The organism is Achromobacter sp. GD03932 (genome assembly GCF_029839485.1).
In the GTDB taxonomy this organism is placed as follows: domain Bacteria; phylum Pseudomonadota; class Gammaproteobacteria; order Burkholderiales; family Burkholderiaceae_B; genus Achromobacter; species Achromobacter bronchisepticus_A.
Map to the genome: position 1 here is coordinate 121,394 of NZ_JAOCAT010000014.1, position 14,129 is coordinate 135,522.

The following is a 14,129-nucleotide window of genomic DNA, read 5'->3' on the forward strand; positions in this document are numbered from 1 at the left end:
ATCTCCCCGGTAGCCGGACCGGCATCCCGGCTGTGGATTACTTGACGGAAACCGCGCCCTTCATGCCGGCGGGATAGTGTCCGGGTTCGAGGCAGGCGAAGGCGACGGTGCCCGCCTTGTCGAAGGTCCAGACGATGTCGCCGGCCTTGCCCGCTTCCAGCGACACGGAGTTCGGTTCCTCGTGGCGCATGCCCGGATCCTTGAGCATCATCTGGTAGTGGCTGTTCAGGTCCGCCGTGGTGCCCAGCACCATTTCGTGGCGGATCTTGCCGGAATTGCTGACCTTGAAACGGATGGTCTCGCCTGCCTTGACGTCGATCTTGTCCGGCGTGAAGCGCATCGCATCCGTCATGTCGACCACGATCGTGCGCGAGACCTTGGCGGGGTTGCCGGGCTTGCCGATGGGGGCTGCGGCTTCATGGCCGCCGCCGTGGCCCGCGCCGTGGCCGGGGGCAGCCATGGCGCCGAAGGAAAGCAAAAGGGCGCCCGCGGCGACGGCGCCCTGCGCGAGTTTCACCAGTTTCTTCATGCGTATCCTCTAGACTCGAATTGGGGGTAGGAGGCGCCACTTTAGTGACGCGCTCCACACCGCAACCTGTCGGGAGGATTACTTTCCTGTAATGTTCGGCGTCCGGGACAGCGTGAAGCCGACCTCGGTGCCCTGGCCGCCGCAACGGGCGAACGCGTTGCCGCCGTGCATGCGGGCAATGGCGCGGACGATGGCCAGGCCCAGGCCGTGTCCGTCGGCGCGCCGGCTGCGGGCGTCGTCGCCCCGGTAGAAACGGTCGAAGATGCGCGGCAGCGCCTCCGCTGCGATCGGCGCGCCGGGGTTCCTGACCCTGATTTCGATCTCGTCCTGCCGGGTGATGCAATAGAGGTCGATGCCGCGTCCGTGGGGCGTGGCGCGGATGGCGTTGCTGAGCAGGTTGGCGATGGCGCGCCGCAACAACCGCGGGTTGGCCATCAGGGTGGCGGCGCCGTGCGCGGTCAGGGAAACGCCGGCTTCGTCCAGCGCGGCCTCGTAGTATTCGGCCACGCGGGCGACCTCCCGGCGCACGTCCACTTCCTGCAGGTCCCCCGCCGGTTCGCCGCCGTCGGCGCGGGCCAGGAACAGCATGTCGTTGACCAGCGCCTTCAGCCCTTCCAGTTCCTCCAGGTTGGATTCCAGCACCTCGCGCAGCTCCTGCTCGGAACGCGGGGACGACAGGATGACCTCGGCGCCGCTGATCAGCGTGGCCAGGGGCGTGCGCAGTTCGTGCGCCACGTCGGCGTTGAAGCCTTCCATCTGCTGGTAGGCCGTTTGCACCCGGCCCAGCATGCCGTTGAAGGTATGGGTAAATTCGCGCAGCTCGCGGTCTATGCCCTGTTCCGGCAGGCGCACGGCAAGATTGTCCGGCTGGATCCGGGCGGCCTGCTGCGACAGGCGGCGGATGGGCGACAGCGAGCGCCGCACGGCCCACGCCGACAGCACCAGCGTGGCGCCGACCCAGATGGCGCAGATCAGGACCAGCGCGGTGGCAAAGGCATACAGGAACTGCGTGCCGGGACGCAGGTTCACGGCCACGGTGAGCTCGGCGCCAGGCAGCAGCGTGCCTTCCAGCGGCACGCGCAGTCCGCGCATGTTCCAGCCGTCCTGGGAGTGCAGCCTGATCTCGCGGCCGGATAGGGGGCGTACGTCCACGGGCGGCGCGTCGCCGTAGAACACGCTGCCGTCGGCGAGCGTGATCCAGGTCTTGAGGTTGCCGTGACCGACCATGATGTTGTCCAGGGCGCCGCGCAGATCCTGCATCTGCGCCAGCGTGGCCTGCATGCCGATGAGGTGGTTGATGAGCTCCAGCTTGCCCGCCACCTCGGTGATCTCCTGGCGCTGCACCTCGCGCTTCAAGGCCCAGAACAAGGTGTAGCCGGCGACGCTGGACACCACCAGCGCAATGACGCCGAGCAGCAGCGTGAGCCGGATTTCCATGGACGCGATGCGCGGCAGCTTCATTTTTCACGCAGCTCCAGCACGTAGCCCATGCCGCGCACGGTATGCAGCAGCTTGGTCTCGAACGGATCGTCGATCTTTGCCCGCAGGCGCCGCACGGCGACTTCAATGACGTTGGTGTCGCTGTCGAAGTTCATGTCCCATACCTGTTCGGCCAGCACGGTACGGGACAGCACCTGGCCATGGCGGCGCAGCATCAGCGTCAGCAGCGTGAATTCCTTGGCGGTCAGGTCCAGGCGCATGCCGCCTCTTTGCGCCTTGCGTCGCGCCAGGTCCATCTCCAGGTCGGCAAGCCTGAGCAGCGTCGATTCCTGCCCGCGGCCGCGGCGCAACAGGGCCTGGATCCGCGCCAGCAGCTCGGAAAAGGCGAAGGGCTTGACGAGGTAGTCGTCCGCACCGCCCTCCAGGCCGCGCACGCGGTCTTCCACCTTGTCGCGCGCGGTCAGCATCAGGACCGGCGTTTCCTTGTGCTTGCGCAGGTCCGCCAGCACGCCGAAACCGTCGACGCCCGGCAGCATCACGTCCAGCACCACCACGTCGTAGTCGCCTTCGATGGCGGCATGCCGTCCGTCGACGCCGTCGCGGGCGATGTCGACCACGTAGTTGTGCTCGGTCAATCCTTTGCGGACGTAGTCCGCCAGCTTTCTTTCATCTTCGATCAAGAGGATACGCATGGGGCGCCTCGCTTTCCTTGCATAAATGTAATGAGTCGGTCCGGCTTCTGTAATTGCCGACTGCGTAGAGTTCAGCGGGTCAGCCAAGTTCCTGCTTGGCGGCGCTGAAATGCAAGGAACGATCCGTGAGTGCTCGAAAATCTTTCTCGAAGAGCTTGGCAACGGCCAACGATGAAATTGCCGTTGCCGCGCATTATGCATCCTGCGCGCCAAAATGTGCATGGCGATATGCGCGGATGCCTGCCGGCGGGGCTGGTCCGTCCAGGATCTGAACAGGCGTTCCGCGATGAAGATCCTGTACACCAATTTCCATCGCGGCGACGGCGGCGGGCACACCACGTATGTGCTGTCGCTGGCCCGCGCGCTGCGCGGCGCGCACGATATCGTCGTGGCGGCGCCGCCAGGCAGCCGGTTGTTCAACGCGGCCTTGGCGATGCCAGGCGTGCGGGCCGAAGCGCTGGATTTCCGCGGCGGCCTGCTGGCCGCCCTGCCCAATGCGCGCCGCCTGCGGCGACTGCTGGTGCAGGAGCGTTTCGACATCGCGCACGTCAACGGCTCTGCCGACCACCGCGTGTGCATGCTGGCGGGCTTGGGTCTGGGAGCGGACAGCCCCGCGGTGGTGTACACGCAGCACAACGACCGTACCGCCAGCAGCTTGGGCACGATGCTGCGCGCCCGGCTGGCGACGGACCGCGTCATCTGCGTGTGCGAGCACACGCGCCGCAAGCTGGCGGGCAGCGCATTCGGGCGCTGCGGCCTGCGCACCGTGCGCAACGGCGTGGACGTGGAGCGGTTCAGGCCGCCCTCGCCGCAAGCGGTGGATGAAGCCCGCCGCCGTTGGCTGCCGGCCGCGCATGTTGGCCGCCTGGTGGTCGGCAGCAATGCAGGCACCGCGGACTACAAGCGTTGGCCGGACATGGTCGAGGCGGTGTCCTTGCTGCCTGCCCAGTTGCGCGCGCGCATCGTCGTCATGATCGCTGGCGAGCCGCCCGGTGAACATCAGCGCCGGCGGGTGCGCGAACTGGGCATGGAGGATCAAGTGATCTTCACAGGCCTGCTGGATGACGTGCGGTCCTTCGTGGCCGCGCTGGACGCGGGCTTTGTGCTGTCCTCGGAGATGGAGACCATCTCGTTCGCGTGCCGGGAGATGATGGCCATGGGCGTGCCGGTCATCGTCAGCAATGCCGGCGGGCTGGCCGAGAACGTGCATGCGGGGCTGGACGGCTGGGTGGTTCCGGCGCGCGCGCCCGAGGCCGTGGCGGGCGTGCTGCGCGAGATCCTGGCGCAACCGCAGCTATTGGGTCCCATGGGGCGCGCGGCGCGGGAGAAAGCCCTGCGGGACTTCGCCCTGTCGCGCTTCGTGGCGGACACGCACGCGGTCTACCTCGAGGCGCGGGCGCAGGCCCAGCGTCCGTTGCGGCTGGCGTGAATGGCAACGGACCCCGGCTCACGGCCTCAGACCATCGCTTTGCCGCTACGCCTGGCCGCGCGGATGTCCTGCCATAGCGTCACGCACAGCAGCGCCAGGATGAGGGCGGAAATGGCCGGCCACACCAGAAAATAGAACGTCAACCACATATCGGTCTCCTTGTTGCGGGATGGATGCTCAGCCTTGGGCTGGCTGGACTTCGGGGCGTTGCACGGCAGGGGCGGACAGGGCGTCCTGCGCTTCCTGGAAGGAAGTCACGCGGTCGGCCAGCAGGCTGAAATCGAAGCGTTGCTGGTTGCGCAGGCTGAGGCCGGCGCAGACCGTGGCGCTGACGCCGTAGGCGGTCAGCGAGCCCATCAGGACGATGTATTCGCGCAAAGTGCCCACGAACAGGGGCAGCATGACCAGCATGCCCAGGGCGCCCACGGCGAGCGCCGCGGAGCGGCCGAAGAACCCGAAGGTCATGAGGCCCAGCACCACGCCGCCGCCGATGGCCGAGCAGATCTCGAAGAACACGGCGACGGCGCCGGTGATGGGCAGCAATTCAAAGCGCACGACGGTGAACAGGAACACGGCGCTGAGCACGGCGCTGACGAAGGCGCGGTTGTCGACGCGGTCCCTATAGAAGCTGGCGATGACGGGGAACACGATGGCGCCCCACAGCGCGCCGACGAACACCAGCATGACCAGGATATCCAGGCGCAGGCTGGCGAAGATCACGCCCACCATCGTGGCGACGATCATGGTGATACGGCCCCACCACAGCATGCGGCGCGGATCGGGGCGGCCGCCAGCCAGGTTCTTGGCGTACACATCGGTCATGACGATGGCCGACAGCGCGGCCAGGTCGGAGTCGGCGGTCGAAGACAGCGAGCCCACCACCAGCAGGAAGAACAGCGCGATGCCGAAGGGCGGCAGATAGGTCGACGCCATCTGCGGGATGATGTTGTTCATGTCGCCGTTGGCGGGTTCCAGGCCGACGAAGAGCGCCAACAGACCCAGCATGCCCAATCCGATCACGACGGCGCCATATCCCGCCGTGGCCGTCAGGAAGGTGGGCTTGATCAAGTCTTCGCGTACCGCGAACAGGCGCTGCGCGATGGTCTGGTTGCCGATGGCGTAGGCCAGCACGGCCACGAAGTAGGGCGCGCCCTGTTCCAGGATGGCGCGGGTGGAATAGAAGTCCGCCTGGTCGGCGCTCAGCCGCCACATGTTGGCCGACAGCACGTCGGGTCCGCCCGCGTTGAAGAAGATGAGCGGGATGATGACGACCGCCGCGATGATCATGGCGGCCAGTTGCGCGAAGTCCGTCATCACCGAGGTGCGGAATCCCGACCACAGCGTGTAGGACAGCACGCCCAGGCCGGCGATGAGCACGCCCTGGATGAAGCTGAGCGGACTCAGGATCGAAACCAGCGCGCCGGCCGCGGTGAAGTTCACCATCAGGCTGATGCAGCTGCCGACGATGTTCGACACCGCCATGATCATCTGGCTGGAGGTGCCGTGGCGCGCGTGTATGACCTCGGCCAGCGTATGGGCCTTGGGCGCCAGCTTGCGGAAGCGCTTGCCGAAGGGATAGATGAAGAGAATCATCAGCGCGCCCCAGAAGCCATAATGCAGCGGGCCGGACAGGCCGTATTTGTAGCCCGAGGTGGCGCTGGCGTAGAACGACGCGGCCCAGATCCAGGTGGCGATCATGCTGGCGGTGGACAGGCCGAAGCCGACCGCATTGTTCGACACCATGTAGCCGTCTACGTTCTCGTTCTTCTGGCTGATCAGCAGCGACATGAGGAAGGTCACCCCATAGAACCCCACCAGCAACAGGATGGCTGTGGTGGCGGATAGCTGAAAGAATTCTGTTTCTTGCATCGTCTTCGTCCTTTCTCCTTGACAGCGTGTTCATGACGGACAGTCATGGCTGCATGAAGGCCGTTTCCGCGGGATGCGATGGGCGGCAAACCCCTGTGACGCAGCCGAAACACCAGGCGAGCGGCCGTAGGCGCGATCGCATGCCTGCCCGGCGCGGACGTGATTGGACACGCCCTCGGACGGACAGCAATAAGGCACACCGTATAGGTGTCTTACTGCCGCATAGCGCAGAACGCTGGTTGCTTTTTTACGTTGCCCGATGCGGCGAGCGATGGTCCTGCCTGGTAAGCAGGAGTTTTGTTCCGCAGCCTTTACGGCTGGGTATGGGTGTTTCGGCGTTACACGCCGGGCCGCTGTGCGCGGCCGTGTGATGGATGCTTCCAGCGATGTGCATCGTCTGGCTGCATGCGTAATGAACTACAACAGGCGCAAAGTATAGGGACATACCCCGCGCTAGTCCAGCATGCGTCCATCAGGTGTGCATGCGCGGGTATCGCGATTCGCATTGACGGGTATCGCAACACTTAATTGGCCGCGGCGCGAGTCCTCCGATAAGGTGTACGCAAGCCCGGGCCATGCGTACGGCATGGCCGCGCAAGACCGAGACGACACATGACTGACCGCGTATACCTCAACGCCGTGGGAGCAGACGGCAATCCCCTATTCATGCACGTGCGCGATGGCCGCATCTTGGCGCTGGGCGCCGAGCCGCCTGCCGCGGGCGCAGCGCAGGTGACCGACCTGCGCGGACACCTGGTGCTGCCGGGCTTTGTCGACGGCCATATCCACCTGGACAAGAGTTTCGTCGGCGACCGCTGGCGGCCGCACCGGCCCGCAACCAGCCTGCGCGAACGGCTGGCCATCGAGAAGCAGGAACTGGCCGCCGCACCGCCCATCGAAGGGCGCGCCGATGCTCTCATCGCGCAAGCCGCGGCATTCGGCACGATGGCGATGCGCTGCCATGTGGACGTGGACGCTACGACCGAACTGGCCAATCTGCATGCCGTCATGACGGCGCGCGAGAAATGGCGCGGCATCGTCGACATCGAACTGGTGGCCTTTCCACAGGCCGGCGTGATGTCCTGTCCAGGCACGCCGCAATGGCTGGAGGCGGCTGTGCGCGAAGGCGCCGAGGTGGTGGGCGGCATCGATCCGTCGACATTGGATGGCGATGCCGAAGGCCAGCTGGATTGCATTTTCGGCATTGCCGAGCGGCTGGGCGCGAAGATCGATATCCACCTGCACGAGCCGGGCGTACCGGGCGTCGCGCAGATTGCCCGCATCGCCGCGCGGACGCGGGCGCTGGGCCTGGCGGGCCGGGTCGCCATCAGCCACGCCTATGCGCTGGGCGACGTCGACCAAGGGGCGCTGGATGACGTGGCGCGCAAGCTGGCCGACGCCGGCGTGGCCATCATGACGAACGCGCCGGGCGACCGGGCTTTTCCGCCGGTATTGGCGCTGCGCGCGGCGGGCGTGCAGGTATTCACGGGCAACGACAACATCCAGGATTGCTGGTGGCCTTATGGCAATGGCGACATGCTGCAGCGCGCGATGCTGATCGGCTACCGCTCGGGCTTCTACACGGACGACGACCTGTTGACGGCCTTGCACATGGCGTCGCATGCGGGTGCGGCGGTGCTGGGCCTGGACGGCTACGGCCTGCGGGCGGGCAACGAGGCGAACTTCGTGGCGTTGCCCGCGCCAAACGGCGCGGCAGCGGTTGCTGCGGTGCCGGCGCAGCGCTTTCTGTTCCGCAAGGGCGAGCCCGTGGGCGAGGCGGCGCAAGCTTACGCCAGCGTCACGCCGGCGGCGTGACCTGCGCGGCGCGCTGCGTGCAAAAGTCCGTCAGCGCGCGGCGCAGCGCGTGGCCCGCGTCGCTGAGCCGTGAGCGCGCATACAGCGACAAGTGCAGGCCGCGTGGCGCCGGAAATCCTTCTTCTGGCGTGAGCAGCCGGTGTTCGGCGGTGGCACAGGCGGCGGGCAGCAGGCTGATCCCCAGTCCCGCCGCGACGGCGGCGCTCAGGCTGGGGAGGCTGGGGCTGGAGAAGCGCACGTGCCAGGGCTTGCCGCTGGTTTCCAGCATGGCGGTCATTTCCTGACGGTACAGCGCGCCGGACGGAAAGGCCACCAGCGGCACTGCGGTGTCGGGCGCGGGCGGCGGTGCGCCTCGGGCGGTGATCCAGCACAGGGGTTCGGGCCAGTGCGCATCGCAATCGGCGTCCACTTCCCATTGCTTGACCAGCAGCAGGTCCAACTCGCCATCGCGGTAGCGCCGCAGCAGCTGATGGCTGAGGCCGCCTTCTACTTCCACGCGCAGTCGCGGATAGGCCGCTTCCACGGCGGCCAGGGTAGGCATCAGCGTGGCGCCCATGAAATCCTCGGGCGCGCCCACGCGCACCACGGCGCTGGCCTGGGCAGCGGCCACGTTTTCGCGCGCTTCCTCAGCCAGCCGCAGGATGCTGCGGGCATAGCCCAGCAGTCGTTCGCCTTCCTCGGTGGGCAGGACATGGCGCTGCGTGCGGTCCAGCAGGCGGCAGCCCAGGTTCTCTTCCAGCCGGATGACGTGCTGGCTGACGGTGGATTGCGTCAGGTGCAGGTGTTCGCTGGCGCGGGTGAAGTTGCCCGTGTCCACGACGGTAAGAAAGCTGCGCAGCAGAACCGGATCTAGCATTGGGATGTCCACTCGAATCTATCAAGCCAATTAATTTCATAATACTTGGGCCGGCCGCCATACTTGGAATCTCACGAGGCCGCGAGTCGATGCGCCGAGCCTCAGGCTGTTGATCTGGAGGAAATACCAATGTCTATCTTTCGCGCGGTCCGGCTTTGGCTGGCGGCATTCCTGTTGGGCATGGGGGGCGTGGCCGCGGCCGCGGACCCGGACACCGCGCTGTTGACCGCCGCGGGCAATGGCGACGCAGCCCGCGTCAAGCAGCTGCTGGGGCAGGGCGCCGCCGTGGATATGCGCGATGCGGACGGCAATACGCCGCTGCTGCGCGCGACCCAAGGCAATCATGTCGAAGCGGCGCGCGTCCTGATCGAGGCCGGCGCCAACGTCAATGCGCAGAACGCGATCCGCGACAGCGCCTATCTGCTGGCTGGCGCCCGTGGCTATCGCGAGATCCTGGCGCTGACGCTGGCGCATGGCGCCGACCTGAAAAGCACCAATCGCTACGGCGGCACGGCGCTTATTCCCGCCTGCGAGCGCGGCCACGTCGAAGTGGTGGACATGCTGCTGCGCGCCGGCGTGGACGCGGATCATGTGAACAACCTGGGTTGGACCGGCCTGCTGGAAGCCGTGATCCTGGGCGATGGCGGCGCGCGCCATCAGGCCATCGTCAAGCGGCTGATCGAAGCCGGCGCCGACGTCAACCTGGCTGACGGCAAGGGGGTTACGCCGCTGCGCCATGCGCGTGAGCGCGGACAGACCGAGGTCGTGCGTCTGCTGGAAGCGGCGGGAGCGAAGGGCTGAGGCGCGGGCGCCGCGCAAAAAAACGGGGCTCTCAAGCCCCGTTTTTCATGCCGCCGACCGCCGGCCGGTTTAGAAGCCCTCGCGCGGCACGTGGACGCGGCCTTCCATCAGCACGCGGGCGCTGCGGCTCATGATGGCCTTGGTGACCTTCCATTCGCCGTCGACCAGCTTTGCCTCGGCGCCGACGCGCAAGGTGCCGGACGGATGGCCAAAGCAGACGTTGTCGCGTTCGCCGCCGCCCGCCGCCAGGTTGACCAGCGTGCCAGGCACCGCCGCGGCAGTGGCGATGGCGACGGATGCGGTGCCCATCATGGCGTGGTGCAGCTTGCCCATGGAGAGCGCGCGCACCAGCACGTCGATGTCGCCCGCGCCGATCTTCTTGCCGCTGGAGGACACGTATTCCTTGGGCGCCGCCACGAAGGCGACCTTGGGCGTGTGCTGGCGGCTGGCGGCCTCTTCCAGCGTCTTGATCAGGCCCATGCGCAGCGCGCCGTGGGCGCGGATGGTCTCGAAGCGCGCCAGCGCGGCGGCGTCGCCGTTGATGTCGTCCTGCAGTTCGGTGCCGCGGTAGCCCAGGGCCTCGGCGTCCAGGAAGATCGTGGGGATGCCGGAATTGATCATGGTGGCCTTGAAGGTGCCGATGCCAGGCACTTCCAGGTCGTCCACCAGCTTGCCGGTGGGGAACATCGAGCCGCCGTCGCCTTCCTCGGCCGGGTCCATGAATTCCAGGCGCAGCTCAGCCGCCGGGAAGGTCACGCCGTCCAGTTCGAAGTCGCCGGTTTCCTGCACCGCGCCGCCCGTCATGGGCACGTGCGCGATGATGGTCTTCTGGATGTTGGCCTGCCAGATGCGCACGACGGCCACGCCGTCCTGCGGCACGCGGGCGGAGTCGACCAGGCCGTTGGTGATGGCGAACGGGCCGACGGCCGCGGACAGGTTGCCGCAGTTGCCGCTCCAGTCCACGAAGGGCTGGTCGATGGAGACCTGGCCGAACAGGTAGTCCACGTCGTGGTCCGGGCGCGTGCTCTTGCCGATGATGACGGTTTTGCTGGTGCTGGAAGTGGCCGCGCCCATGCCGTCGATCTGCTTGCCGTAGGGATCGGGGCTGCCGATCACGCGCATGAGCAGCGCGTCGCGCGCGGCGCCGGGCGTGCGCGCGGACTCGGGCAGGTCATCGAGCTTGAAGAACACGCCTTTGCTGGTGCCGCCGCGCATGTAGGTGGCGGCTATCTTGGTCTGGGGTGCATGGGTCATGGGGCAGTCCTGATGATGGGTGTTGGGGCGGGCGCCGCGGCGCCCGCCCGGCCGATGGCGGATCAGCCGGCCTTTTTGTCGGCGCCGGAAGCTTCCAGGAAGTCCTGGGCGAAGCGCTGCAGCACGCCGCCGGCTTCGTAGATCGAGACCTCTTCCGCGGTGTCCAGGCGGCAGGTCACGGGGACTTCGACGGTTTCGCCGTTGCGGCGGTGGATCACCAGCGTCAGGTCGGCGCGCGGCTTGCGCTCGCCGATGACGTCATAGCTTTCGGTGCCGTCCAGCCCCAGCGTCTTGCGGTTCACGCCCGCTTTGAATTCCAGGGGCAGCACGCCCATGCCGATCAGGTTGGTGCGGTGGATGCGCTCGAAGCCCTCGGCCACGATGGCTTCCACGCCGGCCAGGCGCACGCCCTTGGCGGCCCAGTCGCGCGACGAGCCCTGGCCGTAGTCGGCGCCCGCCACGATGATCAGCGGCTGCTTGCGGTCCATGTAGGTTTCGATGGCTTCCCACATGCGCATGACCTTGCCTTCGGGTTCCACGCGGGCCAGCGAGCCCTGCTTCATCGTGCCGTCCTCGTTCTTCACCATTTCGTTGTAGAGCTTGGGATTGGCGAAGGTGGCACGCTGCGCGGTGAGGTGGTCGCCGCGATGGGTGGCATAGGAGTTGAAGTCCTCTTCGGGCAGGCCCATCTTGTGCAGGTACTCGCCGGCGGCGCTGTCCATCAGGATGGCGTTGGACGGCGACAGGTGGTCGGTGGTGATGTTGTCGCCCAGCACGGCCAGCGGCAGCATGCCGCGCAGCGTGCGTTCGCCGGCCAGTGCGCCTTCCCAGTACGGCGGGCGGCGGATGTAGGTGCTCTGTGCGCGCCAGTCGTACAGCGGGCTGACGGCGGCCTTGCGGTCGTCCTGGATGCCGAACATGGGGGCGTAGACCTTGCGGAACTGCTCGGGCTTGACCGCCGACTTGACCACGGCGTCGATCTCTTCGTCGCTGGGCCAGATGTCCTTGAGGCGGATCTCGCGGCCGGCGGCGTCCGTGCCGAGCACGTCGCGCTCGATGTCAAAGCGGATGGTGCCGGCAATGGCATAGGCCACGACCAGCGGCGGCGAGGCCAGGAAGGCCTGCTTGGCATAGGGATGGATGCGGCCGTCGAAGTTGCGGTTGCCGGACAGCACGGCGGTGGCGTAGAGGTCGCGATCGATGATTTCCTGCTGGATGACGGGATCCAGCGCGCCCGACATGCCGTTGCAAGTGGTACAGGCGAAAGCGACGACGCCGAAGCCCACCTGTTCCAGTTCCGGGGTCAGGCCGGCTTCGTCCAGGTACAGCGAGACGGCCTTGGATCCGGGCGCCAGCGAGCTCTTGACCCAGGGCTTGCGGGTCAGGCCGGCGCGGTTGGCGTTGCGCGCCAACAGGCCCGCGGCGATGACGTTGCGCGGATTGCTGGTGTTGGTGCAGCTGGTGATGGCGGCGATGATGACGGCGCCGTCGGGCATCTGGCCGGGATTGTTTTCCACCACGCCGGAGATGCCGCGCTCGGCCAGGTCGCTGACCGGCAGGCGGCGGTGCGGATTGGACGGGCCGGCCAGGGTGCGCACCACGCTGGACAGGTCGAAGCGCAGCACGCGCTCGTATTCGGCGTGCTTCAGGCTGTCGGACCACAGGCCCGTGGTCTTGGCGTAGTTCTCGACCAGGGCGATCTGTTCGTCCTCGCGGCCGGTCAGGCGCAGGTAGTCGATGGTCTGCTGGTCAATGGAGAACATCGCGGCCGTGGCGCCGTACTCGGGCGCCATGTTCGAGATGGTGGCGCGATCGCCCAGCGTGAGGCTGGCGGCGCCTGCGCCGTAGAACTCCAGGTAGGCGCCCACGACCTTCTCCTTGCGCAGGAATTCGGTCAGGGTCAGCACGATGTCGGTGGCGGTGATGCCGGGCTGGGCGCGGCCGGTCAGCTCCACGCCGATGATGTCGGGCAGGCGCATCCACGAGGCGCGGCCCAGCATGACGTTCTCGGCTTCCAGGCCGCCCACGCCGATGGCGATCACGCCCAGCGCGTCCACGTGCGGCGTGTGGCTGTCGGTGCCGACCAGCGTGTCGGGGAAGGCCACGCCGTCCTGCGTATAGATGACGGGCGACATCCGCTCCAGGTTGATCTGGTGCATGATGCCGTTGCCCGGAGGCACGACTTCGATGTTGCGGAAGGCCTGCTTGGTCCAGTCGATGAAATGGAAGCGGTCCTCGTTGCGGCGGTCTTCCACGGCGCGGTTCTTGGCGAAGGCGTCGGGATCGTCGCCGCCGTACTCCACGGCCAGCGAGTGGTCGACGATCAGCTGCACCGGCACCACCGGATTGACCTTGGCGGGGTCGCCGCCCTTGTCGGCGATGGCGTCGCGCAGGCCGGCCAGGTCCACCAGCGCGGTCTGGCCGAGAATGTCATGACAGACCACGCGCGCCGGAAACCACGGGAAATCCAGGTCGCGGCGGCGCTCGATCAGCTGCTTGAGCGCGTCCGTCAGCATGGCCGGATCGCAGCGGCGCACCAGGTTTTCCGCCAGTACGCGCGAGGTGTAGGGCAGGCGGTCGTAGGCCCCGGGCGAAATCGCCTCGACGGCGGCGCGGGTGTCGAAGTAGTCCAGGCGAGTGCCGGGCAGGGGCTTGCGGTAGTTTTGGTTCATGCCTCGGTGCGCTGCAGGTTGCCCTGCGCGATCTGCTGTTCGATGTTGAGACGGGATGCGCGGATGTGGCGGCGCATCAGGATTTCAGCCAACTCGCCATCGCCGTCGGCGATGGCGTCCAGAATGCGGTGATGTTCGGCGTAAGCCTGCCGGGGGCGGTTGGGGGTGGTCGAATACTGGATGCGGTACATCCGCGCCAGCTGGTAGAGCTCGTCGCAGAGCATGCGGAACAGCATCTGGTTGCCGCTGCCCTTGACGATGCGGTAGTGGAAATCGTAGTCGCCTTCCTGCTGGTAGTAGCCCAGCCCGGCCTGGAAGGCTTCATCGCGTTCGTGCGCTTCCAGCACGGCGCGCAGCTCGGCGATTTCCGAGGGCGGCATGCGTTCGGCGGCCAGGCGGCAGGCCATGCCTTCCAGCGATTCGCGGATTTCGTAGAGTTCGGACAGTTCCTGCTGCGACAGCGACACCACGCGGGCGCCGGCATGGGGCACGCGCACCAGCAGCTTCTGGCCTTCGAGCCGGTGCAGGGCTTCGCGCAGCGGGCCGCGGCTGACGCCGTGGATGCGGGCCAGCTCGGGTTCGGAAATCTTGCTGCCGGGGGCGATTTCACCCTTGACGATGGCGGACTGGATCTTGCGGAAGATGTGTTCCGCAAGCGTCTCGTTATCGGCGGGGACGGCGCCAGGCAGGGTCAGCACCTTACTCATTGTGTTGACAATCTGTCCTGAAAATATAAAAAAATAGGGGGGTTGAAGCGGTTGCTTCATAAGAT

General features: G+C 66.9%; 12 protein-coding genes. 3 read left to right on the top strand and 9 right to left on the bottom strand.

The annotated features are described in order from the left end of the window. Positions 1-37 precede the first annotated feature (37 nt). The 3 genes from N5C88_RS15150 to N5C88_RS15160 all read right to left on the bottom strand — a co-directional run bounded on the left by N5C88_RS15150 (position 38) and on the right by N5C88_RS15160 (position 2,661). Positions 38-529, bottom strand: a complete 492-nt coding sequence (locus tag N5C88_RS15150; RefSeq protein ID WP_059371223.1) for a cupredoxin family protein — start codon at positions 527-529, stop codon at positions 38-40. A 78-nt stretch (positions 530-607) separates the two neighbouring features. Next, entirely contained in the window at positions 608-1,990 is a 1,383-nt protein-coding gene (locus N5C88_RS15155) for a heavy metal sensor histidine kinase (protein ID WP_118931567.1), read from the bottom strand. Further along, positions 1,987-2,661 (bottom strand): heavy metal response regulator transcription factor, encoded by a 675-nt coding sequence (locus N5C88_RS15160; RefSeq protein ID WP_118931568.1) that lies wholly within the window; start codon positions 2,659-2,661, stop codon positions 1,987-1,989. The genes N5C88_RS15155 and N5C88_RS15160 overlap by 4 nt, the downstream gene beginning before the upstream one ends. A gap of 286 nt (positions 2,662-2,947) precedes the next feature. Between N5C88_RS15160 and N5C88_RS15165 the strand changes: the two genes are divergently transcribed. Next, positions 2,948-4,090, top strand: coding sequence for a glycosyltransferase (locus N5C88_RS15165; RefSeq protein ID WP_280015648.1), 1,143 nt, complete (start codon positions 2,948-2,950; stop codon positions 4,088-4,090). A 26-nt stretch (positions 4,091-4,116) separates the two neighbouring features. On the opposite strand, the gene N5C88_RS15170 is transcribed toward N5C88_RS15165, so the two are convergent. Both N5C88_RS15170 and N5C88_RS15175 read right to left on the bottom strand, forming a co-directional pair. Beyond that, on the bottom strand, positions 4,117-4,239 hold the full coding sequence (locus tag N5C88_RS15170) for a putative transporter small subunit (RefSeq protein ID WP_217278763.1): 123 nt from the start codon (positions 4,237-4,239) through the stop codon (positions 4,117-4,119). 28 nt (positions 4,240-4,267) lie between these two features. After that, positions 4,268-5,959: a sodium:solute symporter family protein gene (locus N5C88_RS15175; RefSeq protein ID WP_280015649.1), complete on the bottom strand. Its 1,692-nt coding sequence runs from the start codon at positions 5,957-5,959 to the stop codon at positions 4,268-4,270. A gap of 612 nt (positions 5,960-6,571) precedes the next feature. Here N5C88_RS15175 and N5C88_RS15180 point away from each other — a divergent pair. After that, positions 6,572-7,774 (top strand): amidohydrolase family protein, encoded by a 1,203-nt coding sequence (locus N5C88_RS15180; protein ID WP_280015650.1) that lies wholly within the window; start codon positions 6,572-6,574, stop codon positions 7,772-7,774. Here N5C88_RS15180 and N5C88_RS15185 read toward each other — a convergent pair. Continuing rightward, a complete protein-coding gene (locus tag N5C88_RS15185) occupies positions 7,758-8,630 on the bottom strand; it encodes a LysR family transcriptional regulator (protein WP_059371229.1) in 873 nt (290 codons plus the stop codon). The genes N5C88_RS15180 and N5C88_RS15185 overlap by 17 nt on opposite strands. A 129-nt stretch (positions 8,631-8,759) precedes the next feature. Here N5C88_RS15185 and N5C88_RS15190 point away from each other — a divergent pair, with 129 nt between their 5' ends. Next, entirely contained in the window at positions 8,760-9,431 is a 672-nt protein-coding gene (locus tag N5C88_RS15190) for an ankyrin repeat domain-containing protein (protein WP_280015651.1), read from the top strand. A gap of 69 nt (positions 9,432-9,500) precedes the next feature. Here N5C88_RS15190 and prpF read toward each other — a convergent pair whose 3' ends face one another. The 3 genes from prpF to N5C88_RS15205 form a co-directional block, all read right to left on the bottom strand. Beyond that, positions 9,501-10,685, bottom strand: a complete 1,185-nt coding sequence (gene prpF, locus N5C88_RS15195) for a 2-methylaconitate cis-trans isomerase PrpF (RefSeq protein ID WP_280015652.1) — start codon at positions 10,683-10,685, stop codon at positions 9,501-9,503. 62 nt (positions 10,686-10,747) lie between these two features. Continuing rightward, the gene (acnD, locus tag N5C88_RS15200; RefSeq protein WP_280015653.1) at positions 10,748-13,357 is read right to left on the bottom strand and encodes a Fe/S-dependent 2-methylisocitrate dehydratase AcnD; all 2,610 of its coding nucleotides are present in this window, start codon (positions 13,355-13,357) and stop codon (positions 10,748-10,750) included. Next, on the bottom strand, positions 13,354-14,064 hold the full coding sequence (locus N5C88_RS15205) for a GntR family transcriptional regulator (protein ID WP_118931575.1): 711 nt from the start codon (positions 14,062-14,064) through the stop codon (positions 13,354-13,356). The genes acnD and N5C88_RS15205 overlap by 4 nt, the downstream gene beginning before the upstream one ends. Between the last annotated feature and the right edge of the window lie 65 nt (positions 14,065-14,129).

Excerpts from the sequence above, each read along its gene's own strand:
- N5C88_RS15150 (WP_059371223.1), bottom strand. The coding sequence starts at position 529 with ATGAAGAAACTGGTGAAACTCGCGCAGGGCGCCGTCGCCGCGGGCGCC.
- N5C88_RS15155 (WP_118931567.1), bottom strand. The coding sequence starts at position 1,990 with ATGAAGCTGCCGCGCATCGCGTCCATGGAAATCCGGCTCACGCTGCTG.
- N5C88_RS15160 (WP_118931568.1), bottom strand. The coding sequence starts at position 2,661 with ATGCGTATCCTCTTGATCGAAGATGAAAGAAAGCTGGCGGACTACGTC.
- N5C88_RS15165 (WP_280015648.1), top strand. The coding sequence starts at position 2,948 with ATGAAGATCCTGTACACCAATTTCCATCGCGGCGACGGCGGCGGGCAC.
- N5C88_RS15170 (WP_217278763.1), bottom strand. The coding sequence starts at position 4,239 with ATGTGGTTGACGTTCTATTTTCTGGTGTGGCCGGCCATTTCCGCCCTC.
- N5C88_RS15175 (WP_280015649.1), bottom strand. The coding sequence starts at position 5,959 with ATGCAAGAAACAGAATTCTTTCAGCTATCCGCCACCACAGCCATCCTG.
- N5C88_RS15180 (WP_280015650.1), top strand. The coding sequence starts at position 6,572 with ATGACTGACCGCGTATACCTCAACGCCGTGGGAGCAGACGGCAATCCC.
- N5C88_RS15185 (WP_059371229.1), bottom strand. The coding sequence starts at position 8,630 with ATGCTAGATCCGGTTCTGCTGCGCAGCTTTCTTACCGTCGTGGACACG.
- N5C88_RS15190 (WP_280015651.1), top strand. The coding sequence starts at position 8,760 with ATGTCTATCTTTCGCGCGGTCCGGCTTTGGCTGGCGGCATTCCTGTTG.
- prpF (WP_280015652.1), bottom strand. The coding sequence starts at position 10,685 with ATGACCCATGCACCCCAGACCAAGATAGCCGCCACCTACATGCGCGGC.
- acnD (WP_280015653.1), bottom strand. The coding sequence starts at position 13,357 with ATGAACCAAAACTACCGCAAGCCCCTGCCCGGCACTCGCCTGGACTAC.
- N5C88_RS15205 (WP_118931575.1), bottom strand. The coding sequence starts at position 14,064 with ATGAGTAAGGTGCTGACCCTGCCTGGCGCCGTCCCCGCCGATAACGAG.